The organism is Pseudomonas sp. B26(2017) (assembly GCF_002113045.1).
Classification (GTDB): domain Bacteria; phylum Pseudomonadota; class Gammaproteobacteria; order Pseudomonadales; family Pseudomonadaceae; genus Aquipseudomonas.
Genome location: NZ_NEJJ01000018.1, coordinates 115,563 through 132,669, shown reverse-complemented (window position 1 = coordinate 132,669; position 17,107 = coordinate 115,563). Strand labels below are relative to the sequence as shown.

General features: G+C 61.1%; 13 protein-coding genes. 6 read left to right on the top strand and 7 right to left on the bottom strand.

Annotated elements, in window-relative coordinates:
* Positions 1–135: 135 nt before the first annotated feature.
* Entirely contained in the window at positions 136–450 is a 315-nt protein-coding gene (locus CAF79_RS24195) for a 3-phosphoglycerate kinase (RefSeq protein ID WP_085700650.1), read from the bottom strand.
* A 49-nt stretch (positions 451–499) separates the two neighbouring features.
* Here CAF79_RS24195 and CAF79_RS24190 point away from each other — a divergent pair, with 49 nt between their 5' ends.
* The 5 genes from CAF79_RS24190 (at position 500) to aqpZ (ending at position 5,734) form a co-directional block, all read left to right on the top strand.
* Positions 500–1,423, top strand: coding sequence for a LysR family transcriptional regulator (locus CAF79_RS24190; RefSeq protein WP_085700649.1), 924 nt, complete (start codon positions 500–502; stop codon positions 1,421–1,423).
* 14 nt (positions 1,424–1,437) lie between these two features.
* Positions 1,438–2,241: an alpha/beta fold hydrolase gene (locus CAF79_RS24185; protein WP_085700648.1), complete on the top strand. Its 804-nt coding sequence runs from the start codon at positions 1,438–1,440 to the stop codon at positions 2,239–2,241.
* Positions 2,242–2,244: 3 nt separating this feature from the next.
* Positions 2,245–2,808, top strand: coding sequence for a peptidylprolyl isomerase (locus CAF79_RS24180; protein ID WP_085700647.1), 564 nt, complete (start codon positions 2,245–2,247; stop codon positions 2,806–2,808).
* A gap of 88 nt (positions 2,809–2,896) precedes the next feature.
* A complete protein-coding gene (locus CAF79_RS24175) occupies positions 2,897–4,729 on the top strand; it encodes an ABC transporter ATP-binding protein (protein ID WP_085700646.1) in 1,833 nt (610 codons plus the stop codon).
* Positions 4,730–5,038: 309 nt separating this feature from the next.
* On the top strand, positions 5,039–5,734 hold the full coding sequence (gene aqpZ, locus CAF79_RS24170; RefSeq protein WP_085700645.1) for an aquaporin Z: 696 nt from the start codon (positions 5,039–5,041) through the stop codon (positions 5,732–5,734).
* Positions 5,735–5,749: 15 nt separating this feature from the next.
* Here the strand turns inward: aqpZ and CAF79_RS24165 are convergent, their stop codons facing one another.
* The gene (locus tag CAF79_RS24165; protein ID WP_085700644.1) at positions 5,750–6,874 is read right to left on the bottom strand and encodes a GNAT family N-acetyltransferase; all 1,125 of its coding nucleotides are present in this window, start codon (positions 6,872–6,874) and stop codon (positions 5,750–5,752) included.
* Positions 6,875–7,155: 281 nt separating this feature from the next.
* Here CAF79_RS24165 and CAF79_RS24160 point away from each other — a divergent pair, with 281 nt between their 5' ends.
* Positions 7,156–8,478, top strand: coding sequence for a putative porin (locus CAF79_RS24160; RefSeq protein WP_085700643.1), 1,323 nt, complete (start codon positions 7,156–7,158; stop codon positions 8,476–8,478).
* 129 nt (positions 8,479–8,607) lie between these two features.
* On the opposite strand, the gene CAF79_RS24155 is transcribed toward CAF79_RS24160, so the two are convergent.
* The 5 genes from CAF79_RS24155 to aceK all read right to left on the bottom strand — a co-directional run bounded on the left by CAF79_RS24155 (position 8,608) and on the right by aceK (position 16,778).
* The gene (locus tag CAF79_RS24155) at positions 8,608–8,844 is read right to left on the bottom strand and encodes an anti-sigma factor (RefSeq protein WP_085700642.1); all 237 of its coding nucleotides are present in this window, start codon (positions 8,842–8,844) and stop codon (positions 8,608–8,610) included.
* Positions 8,838–9,449 carry an RNA polymerase sigma factor gene (locus tag CAF79_RS24150; protein WP_085700641.1) on the bottom strand — a complete coding sequence of 204 codons (612 nt, stop codon included), beginning with the start codon at positions 9,447–9,449 and terminating at the stop codon, positions 8,838–8,840. Before CAF79_RS24150 ends, CAF79_RS24155 begins: the two co-directional genes overlap by 7 nt.
* Positions 9,450–9,598: 149 nt before the next feature.
* A complete protein-coding gene (locus tag CAF79_RS24145; protein ID WP_085700640.1) occupies positions 9,599–10,720 on the bottom strand; it encodes a beta-ketoacyl-ACP synthase III in 1,122 nt (373 codons plus the stop codon).
* A 319-nt stretch (positions 10,721–11,039) separates the two neighbouring features.
* The gene (gene hrpA, locus CAF79_RS24135) at positions 11,040–14,951 is read right to left on the bottom strand and encodes an ATP-dependent RNA helicase HrpA (RefSeq protein WP_085700638.1); all 3,912 of its coding nucleotides are present in this window, start codon (positions 14,949–14,951) and stop codon (positions 11,040–11,042) included.
* Positions 14,952–15,056: 105 nt separating this feature from the next.
* Positions 15,057–16,778, bottom strand: coding sequence for a bifunctional isocitrate dehydrogenase kinase/phosphatase (aceK, locus tag CAF79_RS24130; protein WP_085700637.1), 1,722 nt, complete (start codon positions 16,776–16,778; stop codon positions 15,057–15,059).
* Positions 16,779–17,107: the final 329 nt, after the last annotated feature.

Genomic DNA, 17,107 nt, shown 5'->3' with positions numbered 1-17,107 from the left:
TTGTAAGTCGATGGAGTGAAGGTTAAACAGAGTCATATCGATGAAAAAGCGCAAATAATTGCTGCAAAGCATCGAAAAATTCGTTTAGATGCGAGCCATACCCTGTGGGAGCTCGCCCCCACAGGGACCGTGACGCTATTTCGGGGTGCAGCTCAACTTGATGCGCAGCTTGATGATGGTCCGGGTGAACTTGGCCGTGGCGTTCTTGTGCTTGCCCGCGGCCACGTCGATGTTGCGGGTGCGCGGCGCTTCCGGGCCGTTGGTGAACACCACCTTGCAGGTCGCGTCGACGTCGCCGTAGTTGTTGACCTGGATGGAGCCGATGTCGCTATCGGTGTCGAACGCGTTGTAGTCGATCTTCAGGCCGTTGAGATCCTTTTCCACATCGATCGGGTACGCGAACGCAGTCAGCGGAAGCAGCGCCAGCAACACACAACAGAATTTTTTCATTCGGCAGTCTCCATGAGGGACCGCCAGCTTAGGACAAGAGGAGCTATTGATGAAAGCGCCCCGCGTGACCCTTGATCAATGGCGAACGTTGCAGGCCGTGGTCGACCACGGCGGATTCGCCCAGGCCGCCGAGGCTCTGCACCGCTCGCAATCGTCGGTCAGTTACACCGTCGCCCGCATGCAGGATCAGCTCGGCGTGCCGCTGTTGCGCATTGATGGCCGCAAGGCTGTGCTGACCGAAGCCGGCGGCGTGTTGCTGCGCCGCTCGCGACAACTGGTGAAACAGGCCAGCCAGCTGGAAGACCTCGCCCACCACATGGAACAGGGTTGGGAGGCCGAAGTGCGGCTGGTGGTCGATGCCGCTTACCCGAGCGCCCGCATCGTGCGCGCGTTGACCGCTTTCATGCCGCAGAGTCGCGGCTGTCGCGTGCGTCTGCGTGAAGAAGTGTTGTCGGGTGTCGAGGAAGTGCTGCTCGAAGGTGTCGCCGATCTGGCCATCACCGGACTGAGCATTCCCGGTTACCTCGGCGCAGAGTTGAGCGATGTCGAGTTTGTCGCCGTCGCCCATCCTGATCATGCGCTGCATCGGCTCAACCGCGAGCTGAATTTCCAGGACCTGGAAACCCAGATGCAAGTGGTCATTCGCGACTCCGGCCGCCAGCAACCCCGGGACGTCGGCTGGCTGGGCGCCGAGCAACGCTGGACCGTCGGCAGCCTCGCCACCGCAGCGACATTCGTCAGCAGTGGCCTGGGTTTCGCCTGGCTGCCACGACACATGATCGAGCGGGAACTGAAAGACGGCTCACTCAAGCTGCTACCGTTGGACAGAGGCGGCAATCGCAACTCCAGTTTCTATCTGTATTCGAACAAGGACAAACCCTTGGGTCCGGCGACGCAAATCCTTATCGAACTGCTGCGTACCTTCGACACCATGCCGCTGGACGCACCGTTCGCCGCCCCCGAACAAGCCTGACACGGAGTTCACCGATGGCGTATTTCGAGCATGAAGGTTGCAACCTGCACTACGAGGAATATGGCCACGGCGATCCGTTGCTGCTGGTTCACGGTCTGGGCTCCAGCACCCTGGACTGGGAAATGCAGATTCCCGCGCTGGCCGCGCACTACCGGGTGATCGTCCCGGACGTGCGCGGTCACGGTCGTTCCGACAAACCCCGCGAGCGCTACAGCATCGCCGGTTTCAGCGCCGACATCGTCGCCCTGATCGAGCATTTGAAGCTCGGCCCGGTGCATTACGCCGGGCTGTCCATGGGCGGCATGATCGGCTTCCAGTTCGCTGTCGATCAGCCGCAGATGCTCAAGAGCCTGACCATCGTCAACAGTGCGCCTGAGGTCAAAGTGCGCAGCCGCGACGATTACTGGCAATGGTTCAAACGCTGGAGCCTGATGCGTGTGCTCAGCCTCGCCACCATCGGCAAGGCCCTTGGCGCCAAGCTGTTCCCCAAACCGGAGCAGGCCGATTTGCGCCAGAAGATGGCAGAACGCTGGGCAAAGAACGACAAACGTGCTTATCTCGCCAGCTTCGATGCGATTGTCGGCTGGGGGGTCCAGGAACGACTTTCCCGGGTCACCTGTCCAACCCTCGTCGTCAGCGCCGACCGGGACTACACCCCCGTTTCGCTGAAAGAAACCTATGTCAGACTGCTGCCCGATGCGCGGCTGGTGGTGATCGCCGATTCGCGCCACGCCACTCCGCTCGATCAGCCCGAACGCTTCAATCAAACGCTGCTGGAGTTCCTCGCCACAGCCGATAACCACCCTCAGGATCACTGACCCATGCTGAAAAAACTCGCCCTCGCCGCCGGCACCGTGCTGTTTGCTGCCAACCTGATGGCTGCCACGCCGGCCAAGGCGCCACACGTCGAACTGGTGACCACCAACGGCACCATCGAAATCGAGCTGGACCCGGTCAAGGCGCCGATCAGCACCAAGAACTTTCTCGATTACGTCGACAGCGGTTTCTACACCAACACCATTTTCCATCGCGTGATCCCGGGCTTCATGGCCCAGGGCGGCGGCTTCACCCAGCAGATGCAGCAGAAAGAAACCAAGGCCCCGATCAAGAACGAGGCCAGCAACGGCCTGCACAACGTTCGTGGCACCCTGTCGATGGCCCGTACTTCCGATCCGAATTCGGCCACCAGCCAGTTCTTCATCAACGTCGCCGACAACGCCTTCCTCGATCCGGGCCGTGACGCCGGTTACGCGGTGTTCGCCAAAGTGGTCAAGGGCATGGACGTGGTCGACATCATCGTCAACTCCCAGACCACCACCAAACAGGGCATGCAAAACGTGCCGGTCGACCCTGTGATCATCAAGTCGGCCAAGCGCATCGACTAAGCTTTACAGGGCATATCGAGCGGCGCTGACCTGATGTCACGCCGCTCACACTGATAAAAGGAGAGCCCGTGCTCCGGGCGGTTATCTGATGCTCTATCGCCGTTTCGAACAACTGATCGACATATTCCGCGATGCCCCGACTGCATCCCCGCCGGACCGCGTTCTGCCCTTCTATACCTATTACCTGAAGCAGGTCTGGCCGAGTTTCGCCGCCCTGCTGATCGTCGGCCTGTTCGGTGCATTGATCGAAGTGGCGCTGTTCAGTTACCTGAGCCGCATCATCGACCTCGCCCAGGCCACGCCCAACGTCGATTTCTTCAAAGTGCATGGCGCCGAACTGGCGTGGATGGCGGTGGTGGCATTGCTCCTTCGCCCTTTGTTCCTGGCCCTGCACGACATGCTGGTGCACCAGACCCTGAGCCCGAGCATGACCAGCATGATTCGCTGGCAGAACCACAGCTACGTGCTCAAGCAGAGCCTGAATTTCTTCCAGAACGACTTCGCCGGACGCATTGCCCAGCGCATCATGCAGACCGGCAACTCGCTGCGCGATTCAGCCGTGCAGGCGGTGGATGCGTTATGGCATGTGCTGATCTACGCGATCAGTTCGCTAGTGCTGTTCGCCGAGGCGGACTGGCGCCTGATGATTCCGCTGCTGACGTGGATCGCCGCCTACATCGGCGCGCTCTATTACTTCGTGCCACGGGTCAAGGACCGCTCGGTGGAAGCCTCCGATGCGCGCTCGAAACTGATGGGCCGGATCGTCGACGGCTACACCAATATCGCCACCCTGAAGCTGTTCGCCCACACCAATTTCGAACAGCATTACGCCCGCGAGGCGATCCAGGAACAGACTGAAAAAGCCCAAATGGCCGGCCGCGTGGTCACCAGCATGGACGTGGCGATCACCACCATGAACGGCCTGCTGATCGTCGGCACCACGGCGCTGGCCCTGTGGCTGTGGACGCAATCGCTGATCAGCGTCGGCGCGATCGCCCTGGCCACTGGCCTGGTGATCCGCATCGTCAACATGTCCGGCTGGATCATGTGGGTGGTCACCGGGATCTTCGAAAACATCGGCATGGTTCAGGATGGTCTGCAGACCATCTCGCAACCGGTCAGCGTCACCGACCGGGAGCAGGCCAAACCGCTGGCCGTGGCCCGTGGCGAAGTGCGTTTCGAGCACGTGGATTTTCACTACGGCAAGAAGAAAGGCATCATCGGCGACCTTAACCTGACCATCAAACCGGGCGAGAAAATCGGTCTGATCGGGCCATCCGGCGCTGGCAAGTCGACCCTGGTCAACCTGCTGCTGCGCCTCTATGACGTCGAAGGCGGGCGGATCCTGATCGACGGCCAGAACATCGCCGAAGTCGGCCAGGAAAGCCTGCGCGCACGGATCGGCATGATCACTCAGGACACCTCGCTGCTGCACCGCTCGATCCGCGACAACTTGCTGTACGGCAAGCCCGACGCCACCGACGCCGAGCTCTGGGAAGCAGTGCGCAAGGCCCGCGCCGATGAGTTCATCCCGCTGCTGACGGACGCCGAAGGACGCACCGGATTCGACGCGCATGTAGGCGAACGCGGGGTGAAACTGTCCGGTGGTCAGCGTCAGCGGATTGCCATTGCGCGGGTGCTGCTCAAGGACGCGCCGATCCTGATCATGGACGAAGCGACCTCGGCGCTGGACTCGGAAGTCGAAGCCGCGATCCAGGAAAGCCTGGAAACCCTGATGCAGGGCAAGACCGTGATCGCCATCGCCCACCGCCTCTCGACCATTGCCCGCATGGACCGACTGGTGGTGCTGGAAAACGGCAAGATCGCCGAAAGCGGCACCCACGCCGAACTGCTGGCCCATCGCGGCCTGTATGCGCGGTTGTGGGCGCACCAGACGGGAGGGTTTGTCGGCATCGACTGAACCGCGCTTCTGATCGTTCCCACGCTCTGCGTGGGAATGCCTCAAGAGACGCTCCGCGTCCAGTGACGCGGAGCGTCACGAGCTGCATTCCCACGCGGACGGTTCGACGCCTCGACGTGGGAACGATCAACGTGAGATAAAACCGCCAGAGCCCTTTAACCACGGGCCCTGGCGGTTTTTTATCGCCTGCTGGAAATCCGCACAAACCCTGCTGTACTGAGCCAAGGCTCCGGAACGGAACCTGTCGTAAATCTGCAGGGAAGCACCACTCGATCCAGTCTCGATAGCACGTCTATCAAGGACTCTCTCATGTCTCTGTTCAAACGTTCAGTTACTGAGTTGTTGGGTACGTTCTGGTTGGTTTTGGGCGGTTGCGGCAGTGCGGTAATCGCCGCGTCTTCACCATTGGGAATCGGCGTGCTGGGGGTCGCCCTGGCGTTTGGGCTGACGGTCTTGACCATGGCATTTGCCATCGGCCACATCAGCGGCTGCCACCTCAACCCGGCGGTGTCGGTCGGTCTGTCCGTTGGCGGTCGATTCCCGCCCAAGGAGTTGCCCGCCTACATCATCGCCCAGGTGATCGGGGCGACTCTCGCGGCGGCGCTGATTGTCTACATCGGCAGTGGCAAGGAAGGCTTCGAAGTCGCCAACGGCCTGGCCTCCAACGGTTATGGCGAGCACTCGCCGGGCAAGTATTCGATGGCCGCAGGCTTCGTCACCGAACTGGTAATGACCGCCATGTTCGTGGTGATCATCCTCGGCGCCACCGACAAGCGCGCCCCGGCAGGACTGGCACCGATCGCCATTGGCCTGGCCCTGACGCTGATCCACCTGATCTCGATTCCGGTCACCAACACGTCGGTCAACCCGGCCCGCAGCACGGGCCCGGCGCTGATGGTTGGCGGCTGGGCTATCGCGCAGCTGTGGATGTTCTGGGTCGCGCCGCTGCTCGGTGCGGTGGTCGGCGGCGTGCTCTATCGCTGGCTCGGCAAGGAAGACAGCTGAGGGGGCCGGCGAGGATCAGGCTTGCCGATACGGCAAGGCGTTCCTCGCCTCTTCGGCATAGGCCAGAACACCGGCGCGCTCCTGGTGCAGGAAGTCTTTGACCGCAGCTTTCAAACCGGGATGGCGCAGGTAATGCCAGGAATGGGTGATCACTGGTTCAAAGCCACGAATCAGTTTGTGCTCGCCCTGGGCACCGGCATCGAAACGCTGAAAACCCTGGGCAATCGCATAGTCCATGCCCTGGTAGAAACAGGTCTCGAAATGCAGCCGGTCGAACTCGGCGAGGCATCCCCAATAGCGTCCGTAAAAACTGTCGCCGCCCACCAGACTGAACGCCATCGCTACCGGCCGTGAACCTTGCCGGGCCAGCACCACGCGAATCGATTCCGGCATGCGCTCGGCCAGCAGACTGAAGAATTCCCGGGTCAGGTACGGCGCCTGCCGGCGCACTGCGTAGGTGTTGGCATAGCAGGCGTAGACAAAATCCCACTGCGCCTCGTCCAGCTCGCGCCCCTCCAGCCATTCGAACTCGAAGCCCTGCCCCGCCACTTGCTCGCGCTCCTTGCGCATCTGTTTGCGCTTGCGCGAGGCGAGCACGTCGAGGAAGTCCTGAAAGTCGCGGTAGCCGCGATTCTGCCAGTGATATTGACAGCCGATGCGTTGCAGCCAGCCCGGCTGCCCGGCCATGGCGGCATCGGTGAACGCGTCGGTGAAATTGATGTGGGCGCTGGAGAGCTCTTCGATTTCCAGATAGCCCGGCAGGCTCTTGAGCAGTTCGAATCCGTCCTCGACATTTGCCGCCAACAACCGTGGACCGCTGACCGGGCTGAACGGCACGGCGCTCAAGAACTTGGGGTAGTAATCGATGCCGGCCCGGGCGCAGGCATCGGCCCAGCCGTGATCGAACACGTATTCGCCATAGGAGTGCCACTTGCGATAACCGGGCAGCGCCGCGATCACGCGCCCCGCTTCAACGTGCAGCAGATGCTCCGCCTGCCAGCCCGTGTGCGGGCCGACGCTGCCGCTGTCCTCCAGCGAAGCCAGAAAGGCATGGCGCAGAAACGGCTGGTTTTGCGGTACCAGAACATCCCAGTCGGACGCAGGAATTTCCGACAGTTTGTGCAGACGTTGCAGCGGCATTTTCCTCTCCACTTTCGGGCGTGAACGCCCGGCGAGTATCGCTGATCGGCCTGGCCTTGCACACGACCAAATGCGCGACAGCGCTCTAGCTCAATAGTTCACGGCAGCTTTGCATCGTCATCAACCTGCCATCATCGCGCCACTGCTCTGTCATAAACCATCGCGATACTGGCGCCTGTTTTTAGAGCGCCGGGTTCTACCCGGACACTGTTTTCCGACCGTCAAACCGTCGGTTGTGCCCAGGATGGTTCAGCCATCCCCTCTCATCTTCGGAGATTGCTATGCGTCTTGCTTCCACGAAAACTGCGGCGGCCCTGTGCAGTGGCCTGTTGCTGGCCATGAGTGTACCGGCCAGTGCCGCAGTCGACGCCAAACTGCTCGACATGCTCAAGGCTAACGGTTCGATTTCCCAGGCGCAGTACGTTGAACTGCAAACAGAACTGGCCAAGGATCAGAAGGCCCAGCAAATCGCGCAGCAGGCGCAGCAAGAGACCAACGAGCAAATCGCGGCGACCGCGAAGAAAACCAACGAGCTCAGCAGTTTCGACCAGAAACTGGCCTGGGCCGCCAAGACCCAGTTCAAGGGCGACGTGCGTATTCGTCAGGAGACCATCAAGATCGACGGCGAACCGAACAACGGTGGCCGCGACAAGGATCGCCAGCGCATTCGTGCCCGTCTGGGTGCCTACACCGAGATCAACCCGCAAGTCGACACCGGCATCCGTATCGCCACCGGCGGCGGCGACGACGCCCGTTCGACCAACCAGGACCAGGACAACTACTTCGACAAGAAGCAGATCTGGCTCGACCTCGGCTACATCGACTACCACCCGGACCAGATCAAGAACCTGCACATCATCGGCGGCAAGATGCTGCAACCGTGGGTGAGCATGGGCGACGTGATCTGGGACAGCGACATCAACCCGGAAGGTCTGGCCGTTACCTACAAGTATCCATTGGGCAGCAGCGTCGAGCTGTTCGGCAGCCTGGGTAACTACAACCTCAAGGACAACGTCGACGGCGACGGCGTGCAATTCCGTCACGACCTGCGCCTGACCGCCGGCCAGCTGGGTAGCCGCTTCGCCATCACCGACAACCTGAAACTGACCCTGGGCGGCAGCGTCTACGCCTACCAGAACGACGAAGACAGCCGTTGCACCGGCACCTCCACGCCGTGCGCCCTGGCCGTCAACGGCAACTCGGCGAACAACGAATTCCGTCTGTACGAAGGCTTCAGCCAGGTCGACATCGGCGGCCTGCCAATGCCGCTGTCGTTCTACGGTCAGTACGTGAAGAACAACGATGCAGTGACCGATCAGGACACCGCATGGCTGGTGGGTGCCAAGTCGAAAGTCTTCGGCCTGAACCTCGACTACAACTATCGTGACGTGCAGCGCAACGCTGTGGTCGGCGCCTTCACCGATTCGGACTTCGCCAACGGTACCACCGGTTCCCGTGGCCACAAGTTCAAGGTCGGTTACGACATCGACAAGAACTTCGCCATCGGTGCGACTTACTTCCTGACCAAGGCCGACTTCTCCAGCCGTACCCAGCGTGATGCAGACACCAACACCCTGCAGCTGGACGCGGAAGCGAAGTTCTAAGCAACCCGGCAACAGACTTCAAACGATGGGTTGTGCCTTAGGTTCCATCGTTTGAAGAGGCTTCAACAGACTGGCGCGGCCGCAGCGATCCCCATCATCCGTTCGCTGCGGCCGCGCCAGCCTGTGTTTTCAGGATCGATGCTTGCGCCGCAGCTCAGCCAACTGCTCGGCCAGCGCGTCCACGCCCTCTTCCGGCTTTTGCGGCATCGCCCGTAACGTCGCCTGCATCAAACGCATCTGGCGAATGAAACGCCGGCAATTGCGGCAGAACATCAGGTGATGACGCACCATCAGTTTTTCGCGAAAGCTCAATTGGCCATCGAGATAATCGCTGGACCGCGCTACTTGCTCCTTGCACGTCAACATTCGCCGGTCTCCTCAAAATGCTCCACGGTCGCGAAGACCTTCAAGCGTGCCCGATGCAGCAGCACGCGGACATTGGAGAGCGAGATCTCCAGAAGATTACAGATTTCCTCCAGCTCCAGGCCCTGCCGCTCACGAAGCGACAGCACGCTGCTTTGCAATTGCGACAGGCTCGACAGCGTGTGCTCAAGGCATTCACGCAGCTCGCCTTCGGTCAGCAGCGCTTCGGGTGTGTCCTGGTGCCAGGCGAACGGTGCGACCAGCCAGTGGCCGTCGCCGGGAGAAAAACGATCGTCGTCGATGGTGCCGTGGGGTGACGGCAGATCATCCAGCAACACTTCGCGACGATTGAGTTTGTAGCGGCTCTTGGCCGAGTTGGCAGTGATGGTCAGCAACCAGGTCTTGAGGCTGGAGCGCCCCTCGAAACGGCCGATATTGCGCACCACCGACAGCCACGCGTCCTGTACCACCTCTTCGACATGGCGCTGGCCGACAATCGCGTAGGCCACCGCGCGCATGGGGCTTTGATAGGTACTGACCAGTTCCTTGAAGGCTTTCTGTTCGCCTGCCAACAACCGTTCGAGCAGTTGTGTGTCGTCAACCGCCATCCATCAATCCCCTTTTCCCCGCCCGAAAATGATTGCGGCAGGAGGTCGCTTGAAGCGACGTCCTGCCGCAGTCTCCGAAAGTTACAGCGTTCTCGCTGATTCGGATGCAGGAAAGATTAGCGCGATTAAGAGGACATGAACGAGTCCACTCAACGTTTGCGCAGAATCACGCTGCCGATCGAGTAACCGGCACCGAACGAGCTCAGTACCGCCAGCGAACCGGCCGCCAGATCGTCCTGATATTTGTGGAACGCGATCACCGAACCGGCGGAGCTGGTGTTGGCGTAGGTGTCGAGAATCACCGGGGCTTCTTCTTCGGTGGCTTCGCGGCCCAGCAGCTTGCGCACGATCAAGTGGTTCATGCTCAGGTTGGCCTGGTGCAGCCAGAAGCGCTTCACGTCACCGACGTTGAGCTTGTTCTCTTCCAGATGCTCGCCGATCAGTTCTGCCACCATCGGGCAGACGTCCTTGAACACCTTGCGGCCTTCTTGCACGAACAGTTTGTCGCGGGCGCCAATGCCCTCTTCCGCTGCGCGGTTGAGGAAGCCGAAGTTGTTGCGGATGTTGTTGGAGAACTTGGTCAGCAGTTTGGTGCTGACCACATCGAACTGATGTTTCGACGTTGCCAGATCGGCACGCTCGATGATCACGGCAGTGGCGGCATCACCGAAGATGAAGTGGCTGTCGCGGTCACGGAAATTCAGGTGACCGGTGCAGACTTCCGGGTTGACCATCAGGATCGCCCGGGCCTGGCCCAGTTGCACGGTGTTGGCCGCTTGCTGGATGCCGAAGGTCGCCGAGGAGCAGGCAACGTTCATGTCGAAACCGAAACCCTGGATGCCCAGCGCTTCCTGGACTTCGATGGCGATCGCCGGGTAGGCGCGCTGCAGGTTGGAGCAGGCGACGATCACGCCGTCGATGTCGGCGGCGGTCTTTCCGGCACGTTGCAGGGCTTGTTCGGCAGCGCCGATGGCCATCTGGCAGAGCACCGACCATTCGTCGTTGGAACGCTCCGGCAGGCGTGGCGTCATGCGCGCAGGATCGAGGATGCCGTCCTTGTCCATGACAAAGCGGCTCTTGATGCCGGAAGCTTTTTCGATGAACGCGGCGCTGGACTCGGTCAGGGCCTGGACTTCACCGCTGGCGATGGCCTCGGCGTTGTCCGCGTTGAACTGGGCGACATAGGTATTGAAAGACTGCACCAGCTCTTCGTTGGAGATGCTGTTGGCCGGGGTATACAGGCCGGTGCCGCTGATGACGACGTTATGCATGGTCGTTTCTCTAATCTGTTCAGGCAGAAAATGCTGGCACCGACGTGCCAACACGCAAAGGGTCCATTCCCGTATCAAGGGACGCAAAAACCTGGCATCGCTTTATTCCGACCTCGCCCGCGGTTGAGAAGGCTCAAAACCGCGGGGCCGGCGTTTATAGGCGCGAAGTTTGCCATAAACCCGAGGTTTTGGCGCCTTTTGCTGATCGTTCCCACGCTCTGCGTGGGAATGCAGCCAGGGACGCTCCGCGTCCCAAAAGCGGACGCAGAGCGTCCGTGGAAGCGCTACCACGCAGAGCGTGGGAGCAATCAGGCACTCGCTAGGGTTCTACCTGGCTCCACTGCTTGTTCAGCCGTTTGTCGGAGATCGGCACTTTCGTTCCCAACTGCTGGGCAAACAGCGAAACCCGATACTCCTCCAGCCACCAGCGATACAGCTCAAGCTGCGGATCACGTTTGCCTTCCTGTGCATGTTTGGCGACGCGGGTCTGGTATTGCGTCCAGAGCCCGGCAAGTTCGCCGCTCCACACTCGATCCTTCTGCACCTGCGCGCCCAGCTTCTCGAAACGCTGTTCGACCGCTTTCAGGTAACGCGGCAGTTCCTTGAGCCACACCATCGGCGTTTCCCGGACGAAGCCCGGATACACCAGATGACTGAGCTGCTGCTTGATGTCGTTAAGCGCTACCGCCTGGGCCAGATCGATCTTGCCCTTGAAGCGCTTTTGCAGACCGTGCCAGAGCTTGAGGATTTCCAGGGTCAGGCGTGCCACCCGCTCGGCGTGCTCGGTCCAGTTGCCGCGTTTGCGCTCAGCCAGTGCCGCCAGCCCGGCGCCGTCACGTGGCAACGGGTCTTCGCCATCGAGAATGCAGCTGTCGAGGCTGGCCAGCAGAATGTCTTCCACCAGCGCATCGACCCGACCCAGTTCGCGGTACAGCAGGCCCAGTTCGGTCAGGCCCGGCAACTTGCCGCGCAGGAACTTCGCAGGTTCAGCCAGTTGCTGCATCAGCAGGCGCTGCAAGGCGCGGCGGTGCTGGAATTCGGCTTCGGCCGGGGTCGAGAAGCGCCCTTCCTTGACCGTGCCGCCCTCTTCCACCAACGCCGGGTACACCGTCATCGACAGCCCGGCAATCTTCTGCTGAGTCTTTTCCGCCACCGGCGCGAAGACCTTGGCTTCCACCGGTTGCTGACTTTTCGCACTCTGCGGCACAGCCAGTGCAGCCTGACTGGCCTCGGCGAAACGCGCCGTCAGCTCCGCCAGATCCCGCCCTTCGCCGAGGAACTTGCCTTGGCCATCGACGATTTCCAGGTTCATCCGCAAATGGCTTTCAACCTGCTGCGCCGCTTCGGCCCAGGCTTCGTCGCTGACCCGCGCGCCGGTCATGCGCAGCAGTTCACGGCCCAGCGCCTGCGGCAACGAACCTTCGGCAAAGGTCATGCGTTGCAGCGCGGCCTTGATGAAGTCCGGCACCGGCACGAAGTTTTTGCGCAAGGCCTTGGGCAGGTTGCGCACCAGCGCAATGCACTTGGCCTCGATCAGCCCCGGCACCAGCCATTCCAGACGTTCCGGCGGCAGCATCGGCAACAGCGGCGCCGGCACCCGCAGGGTCACGCCGTCACGCGGGTGGTTCGGTTCGAAGTGATAACTCAGGGCCAGTTCCAGATCGCCGATGTGCAGGGTGTCCGGGTAATGCTGCGCGGTGACTTCACTGGCTTCGCGCGCCAGCACGTCTTCCTCGCGCATGATCAGCAACTGCGGGTCTTTCTGGCTGTTGACCCGATACCAACTGTCGAACGTTGCGGTCTGGTGAATCTCCGCCGGCAGTCGCGCGTCGTAGAACGCGTAAAGGGTTTCTTCGTCGGCCAGAATGTCCCGCCGGCGGGCCTTTGCTTCCAGTTCGTCGAGCTGTTCGAGCAATTGCTTGTTGGCGCTCAGGCATTTGGCCCGTGACTGAATCTCGCCCCGCACCAGGCCTTCACGGATAAACAGCTCCCGCGAAACCACCGGATCCACCGGGCCGTAATGCACCGGTCGCCGGCCGACCACGATCAGCCCGAACAGAGTGATCTGTTCGAACGCGACGACCTGGCCGCGCTTCTTCTCCCAGTGCGGTTCGAAGTGGTTCTTCTTGATCAGGTGCTTGGCCAGCGGTTCGATCCAGTCGGCGTCGATCTTCGCCACCATGCGCGCGTACAGCTTGGTGGTTTCCACCAGTTCGGCGGTCATTACCCACTGCGGGCGCTTCTTGCCGATGCCCGACGACGGATGAATCCAGAACCGCCGCTGACGGGCGCCAAGGTAATCGCCGTCTTCGGTTTTCTGGCCGATCTGGCTGAGCAGGCCGACCAGCACCGCTTTGTGCAGTTTCGGATAATCCGCCGGCTCCTTATTCAGGCTCAGCTGCAAGTCGCGGCAGATCAGGCTCAACTGACGATGGGAATCGCGCCACTCGCGCAGGCGCAGGTAGTTGAGGAAATTCTTGCGGCACCAGTTACGCAGCGGGCTCGCCGTCAGCGCCTGGCGCTGCTCTTCAAAACCGCGCCACAGATTGACCAGAGCAGCAAAGTCCGAATCGGCGTCCTTCCACTGCGCGTGGGCCTGGTCAGCCGCCTGCTGACGCTCCGGCGGACGCTCGCGCGGGTCCTGAATCGACATGGCGCTGGCGACGATCAGCACTTCCTGCAAACTGCCGAGCTTCGCCGCTTCGAGCAGCATGCGGCCCATGCGCGGGTCCACCGGCAGGCGCGCCAGTTGACGACCAAGCGGGGTTAACTGATTGTTGCGATCCACCGCCGACAATTCTTGCAGCAGGTTGAAACCGTCGCTGATCGCCTTGCCGTCCGGCGGCTCGATGAACGGGAACGCGGTGATCTCGCCGAGACGCAGATGGAGCATCTGCAAAATAACCGCCGCGAGGTTGGTGCGCAGGATTTCCGGATCGGTAAATTCCGGACGACCGAGGAAATCCTCTTCGCTGTACAAGCGCACACAGATGCCCGGCTCGACCCGGCCGCAGCGACCTTTACGCTGGTTGGCGCTGGCCTGGGAGATCGCTTCGATCGGCAGGCGCTGGACCTTGGCGCGATAGCTGTAGCGGCTGATGCGCGCAGTACCGCTGTCGATCACGTAACGGATGCCCGGCACGGTCAACGAGGTTTCGGCAACGTTGGTCGCCAGCACCACGCGACGTCCCGGATGCGACTGGAAGATCCGCTGTTGTTCGGCCGGCGACAGGCGCGCGTACAACGGCAGGATTTCGGTGTGCTTGAGCTGGGCCTTGCGCAGCATGTCGGCAGCGTCGCGAATCTCGCGCTCGCCGGGCAGGAACACCAGCACATCGCCAGGACTGCGACGCTCGCTGCGCTCGTAAGCGGCAATTTCGTCAAGGGTAGCGAGGATCGCCTGATCTACGGTCAGGTCATCCTCGACGCGGTTGCCCTCTTCGTCCTGCTCCAGGGTCAGCGGGCGATACCAGGTTTCAACCGGGAAGGTGCGGCCGGACACTTCGACAATCGGCGCCTCGTCAAAGTGCTTGGAAAAGCGCTCCAGATCGATGGTCGCCGAGGTGATGATGACTTTCAGGTCCGGGCGACGCGGCAGCAGGGTTTTCAGGTAACCGAGCAGGAAATCGATGTTCAGACTGCGTTCGTGGGCTTCGTCGACGATGATCGTGTCGTAGCGTTCGAGGTAGCGGTCGTTCTGGGTTTCCGCCAGCAGGATGCCGTCGGTCATCAACTTGATCAGGGTGTTGGAATCGCTCTGATCTTCAAAGCGCACCTGATAGCCGACCAGCGCGCCCAGCGGCGTGCCGAGCTCTTCGGCAACCCGGCTGGCCACACTGCGCGCCGCGATCCGGCGAGGCTGGGTGTGACCGATCAGGCCCTGTTGGCCGCGACCGATCTCCAGGCAGATTTTCGGCAACTGGGTGGTTTTACCCGAGCCGGTTTCGCCGGCGATGATCAGCACCTGATGCTTTTCCAGCGCCTTTTTGATTTCGTCACGCTTGGCCGCAATCGGCAGGCTGTCGTCGTAACGGATCACCGGCAGGCTGGCCTTGCGCGCCAGCACCTGATCGCAGGACGCCTGCATGCGCGCCACCCACTGGGCCAGCTTGGCCTCGTCGGGTTTCTTGCGCAGCTCAAGCAATTGCCGCCGCAGCCGGTGGCGGTCGGCGAGCATGGCGTGATCGAGGTTTTTCAGCAGTTTGTCGATGGAGGGCGATTCGTCGGTCATCGGGTACGCAATTCGGTCGTCTAGTGGCGCAAGGACGCGATTGTCGCAGATTTACGCCTGACTGTGATCGTTCCCACGCAGAGCCTGGGAACGATCAGTAACAGGTTATTCGTTATCGAGGCCTTTACGACGGTAAGGGAAAACATCGATCACTTTCCCGGCCCTGATCGCCTCCTGCAGTCCCTTCCAGTAATCGGCGTTGTACAACTCGCCATGCAACTGATCGAACAGTTTGCGCTGCTTGGTATCGGCAAACAGAAACGGCGGAAACTCTTCGGGAAAAACGTCCAGCGGCCCGATCGAGTACCACGGCTCGGAGGCCATTTCGTCCTCCGGCGTGCGCGGTGCCGGGATGTGGCGGAAATTGGCTTCGGTGAGGAAACAGATTTCGTCGTAGTCGTAGAACACCACCCGGCCATGGCGGGTGACACCAAAGTTCTTCAGCAGCATGTCGCCCGGGAAGATGTTGGCTGCCGCCAGTTGCTTGATCGCCAGGCCATAGTCTTCCAGTGCTTCGCGCACCTGGGCTTCATTGGCATTGTCGAGGTAGAGGTTCAGCGGCGTCATCCGGCGCTCGGTCCAGCAGTGGCGGATCAGTACGGTTTCACCTTCCAGCGACACCGTGGACGGCGCGACTTCCAGCAATTCCGCCAGGCACGCCGGCTCGAACTTGCTCAGGGGAAAACGGAAGTCGGCGAATTCCTGGGTATCGGCCATGCGCCCGACGCGGTCTACGCTTTTTACCAGTCGATACTTCTCGATCACCGTGGCGCGGTCGACGTTTTTCGACGGCGAGAAGCGGTCCTTGATGATCTTGAACACGGTGTTGAAGCCCGGCAGCGTGAACACGCTCATGACCATGCCGCGCACGCCAGGCGCCATGATGAACTGGTCGTCGGTGTTGGCCAGGTGATTGATCAGGGCACGGTAGAACTCGGACTTGCCGTGCTTGTAGAAGCCGATCGAGGTGTACAGCTCGGCGATGTGCTTGCCCGGCAGGATGCGCTTGAGGAAACCGATGAACTCCGCCGGCACCGGCACATCAACCATGAAATACGAACGGGTGAAGGAGAAGATGATCGACACCTCCGCTTCGTCGGTGATCAATGCGTCGATCTGAATCCCGCGTCCCTCGCGGTGCAGCAGCGGAATCACCAGCGGCCATTGATCGTCGTTGGTGTAGATGCGCCCGACCAGGTACGCGCCCTTGTTGCGGTACAGCACCGAGGAAAACAGCTCGACGCTCAGCTCTGGATCCTTGCACACCCAGTCCGGCAGATTCTCGCGCAGTTGCGCTTCCAGACGCTGCAAGTCGCCGGGCAGATCGGCATAGGCCTCGCTGAAGCGGTAATCGGCAAAGATGCTCGCGAGCATGCCCGAGATCTGCCCTTGCGGTTTATAGGTGCGTGTTTGCGCGGCTCGTGCCCGGCGCAGGCTCGGGCGCGTCGTGTGGATGAACATGCAACCGTCGCTGATCAGGTCGTGGCTGAACAGGCTGCAGAAAATCGAGTTGTACCAGGTCTCGGACAGCTCATCGTCAAAACGCAGGTCGATGATGCTGATGTAGGCGCTTTTCACCAGTGGCCAGCAGGTGACGTCCATCAAGGTGTCCGGCTCGAAATATTCGCGCAGGCGGGCGACGGTTTCACCGACCTTTTCTTCGTAGAGGTTGATCCGCGCGGCCGACGCCGTTTGCGTGTCCTGCCAGCGGGCCTGCTCGAAGCGCTCCCGGGCGCCGTCGGTGATTCGCCGGAAATGCTCGCGGTAATCGTCAAAGCCATCGAGGATCAGGCGGGCGATTTCGGTGGCTGGCCATTGCTGCGGCATAGATGAGACCTCTGCGGGAATTGGAGAATCTGTGCTCGAAGGCCTGAGCTTAGCCACGGAAGCGGGGACAGGAGAAGCGCAATTTCTGCCAAATCCTCGACCGGGTTGTACAGCGACACAGTTTTTATCAAAGTTTTTTTAATCGACCGTTTGGTCAATTAACGTCTCGCACCGCTCTCTGACCATCCCGGCGCCAGCCCGCGGTTTCGTTGGGGTTGGGATCCAATTGCTCAGCGACATCTCTAGTTCGCGGCTTTCCCTGATTGACCACGCCTGCCGACTTCGTGCGGCCTCGAATAGTCAGTCCGGCCTTACCAAGATGATGGCAC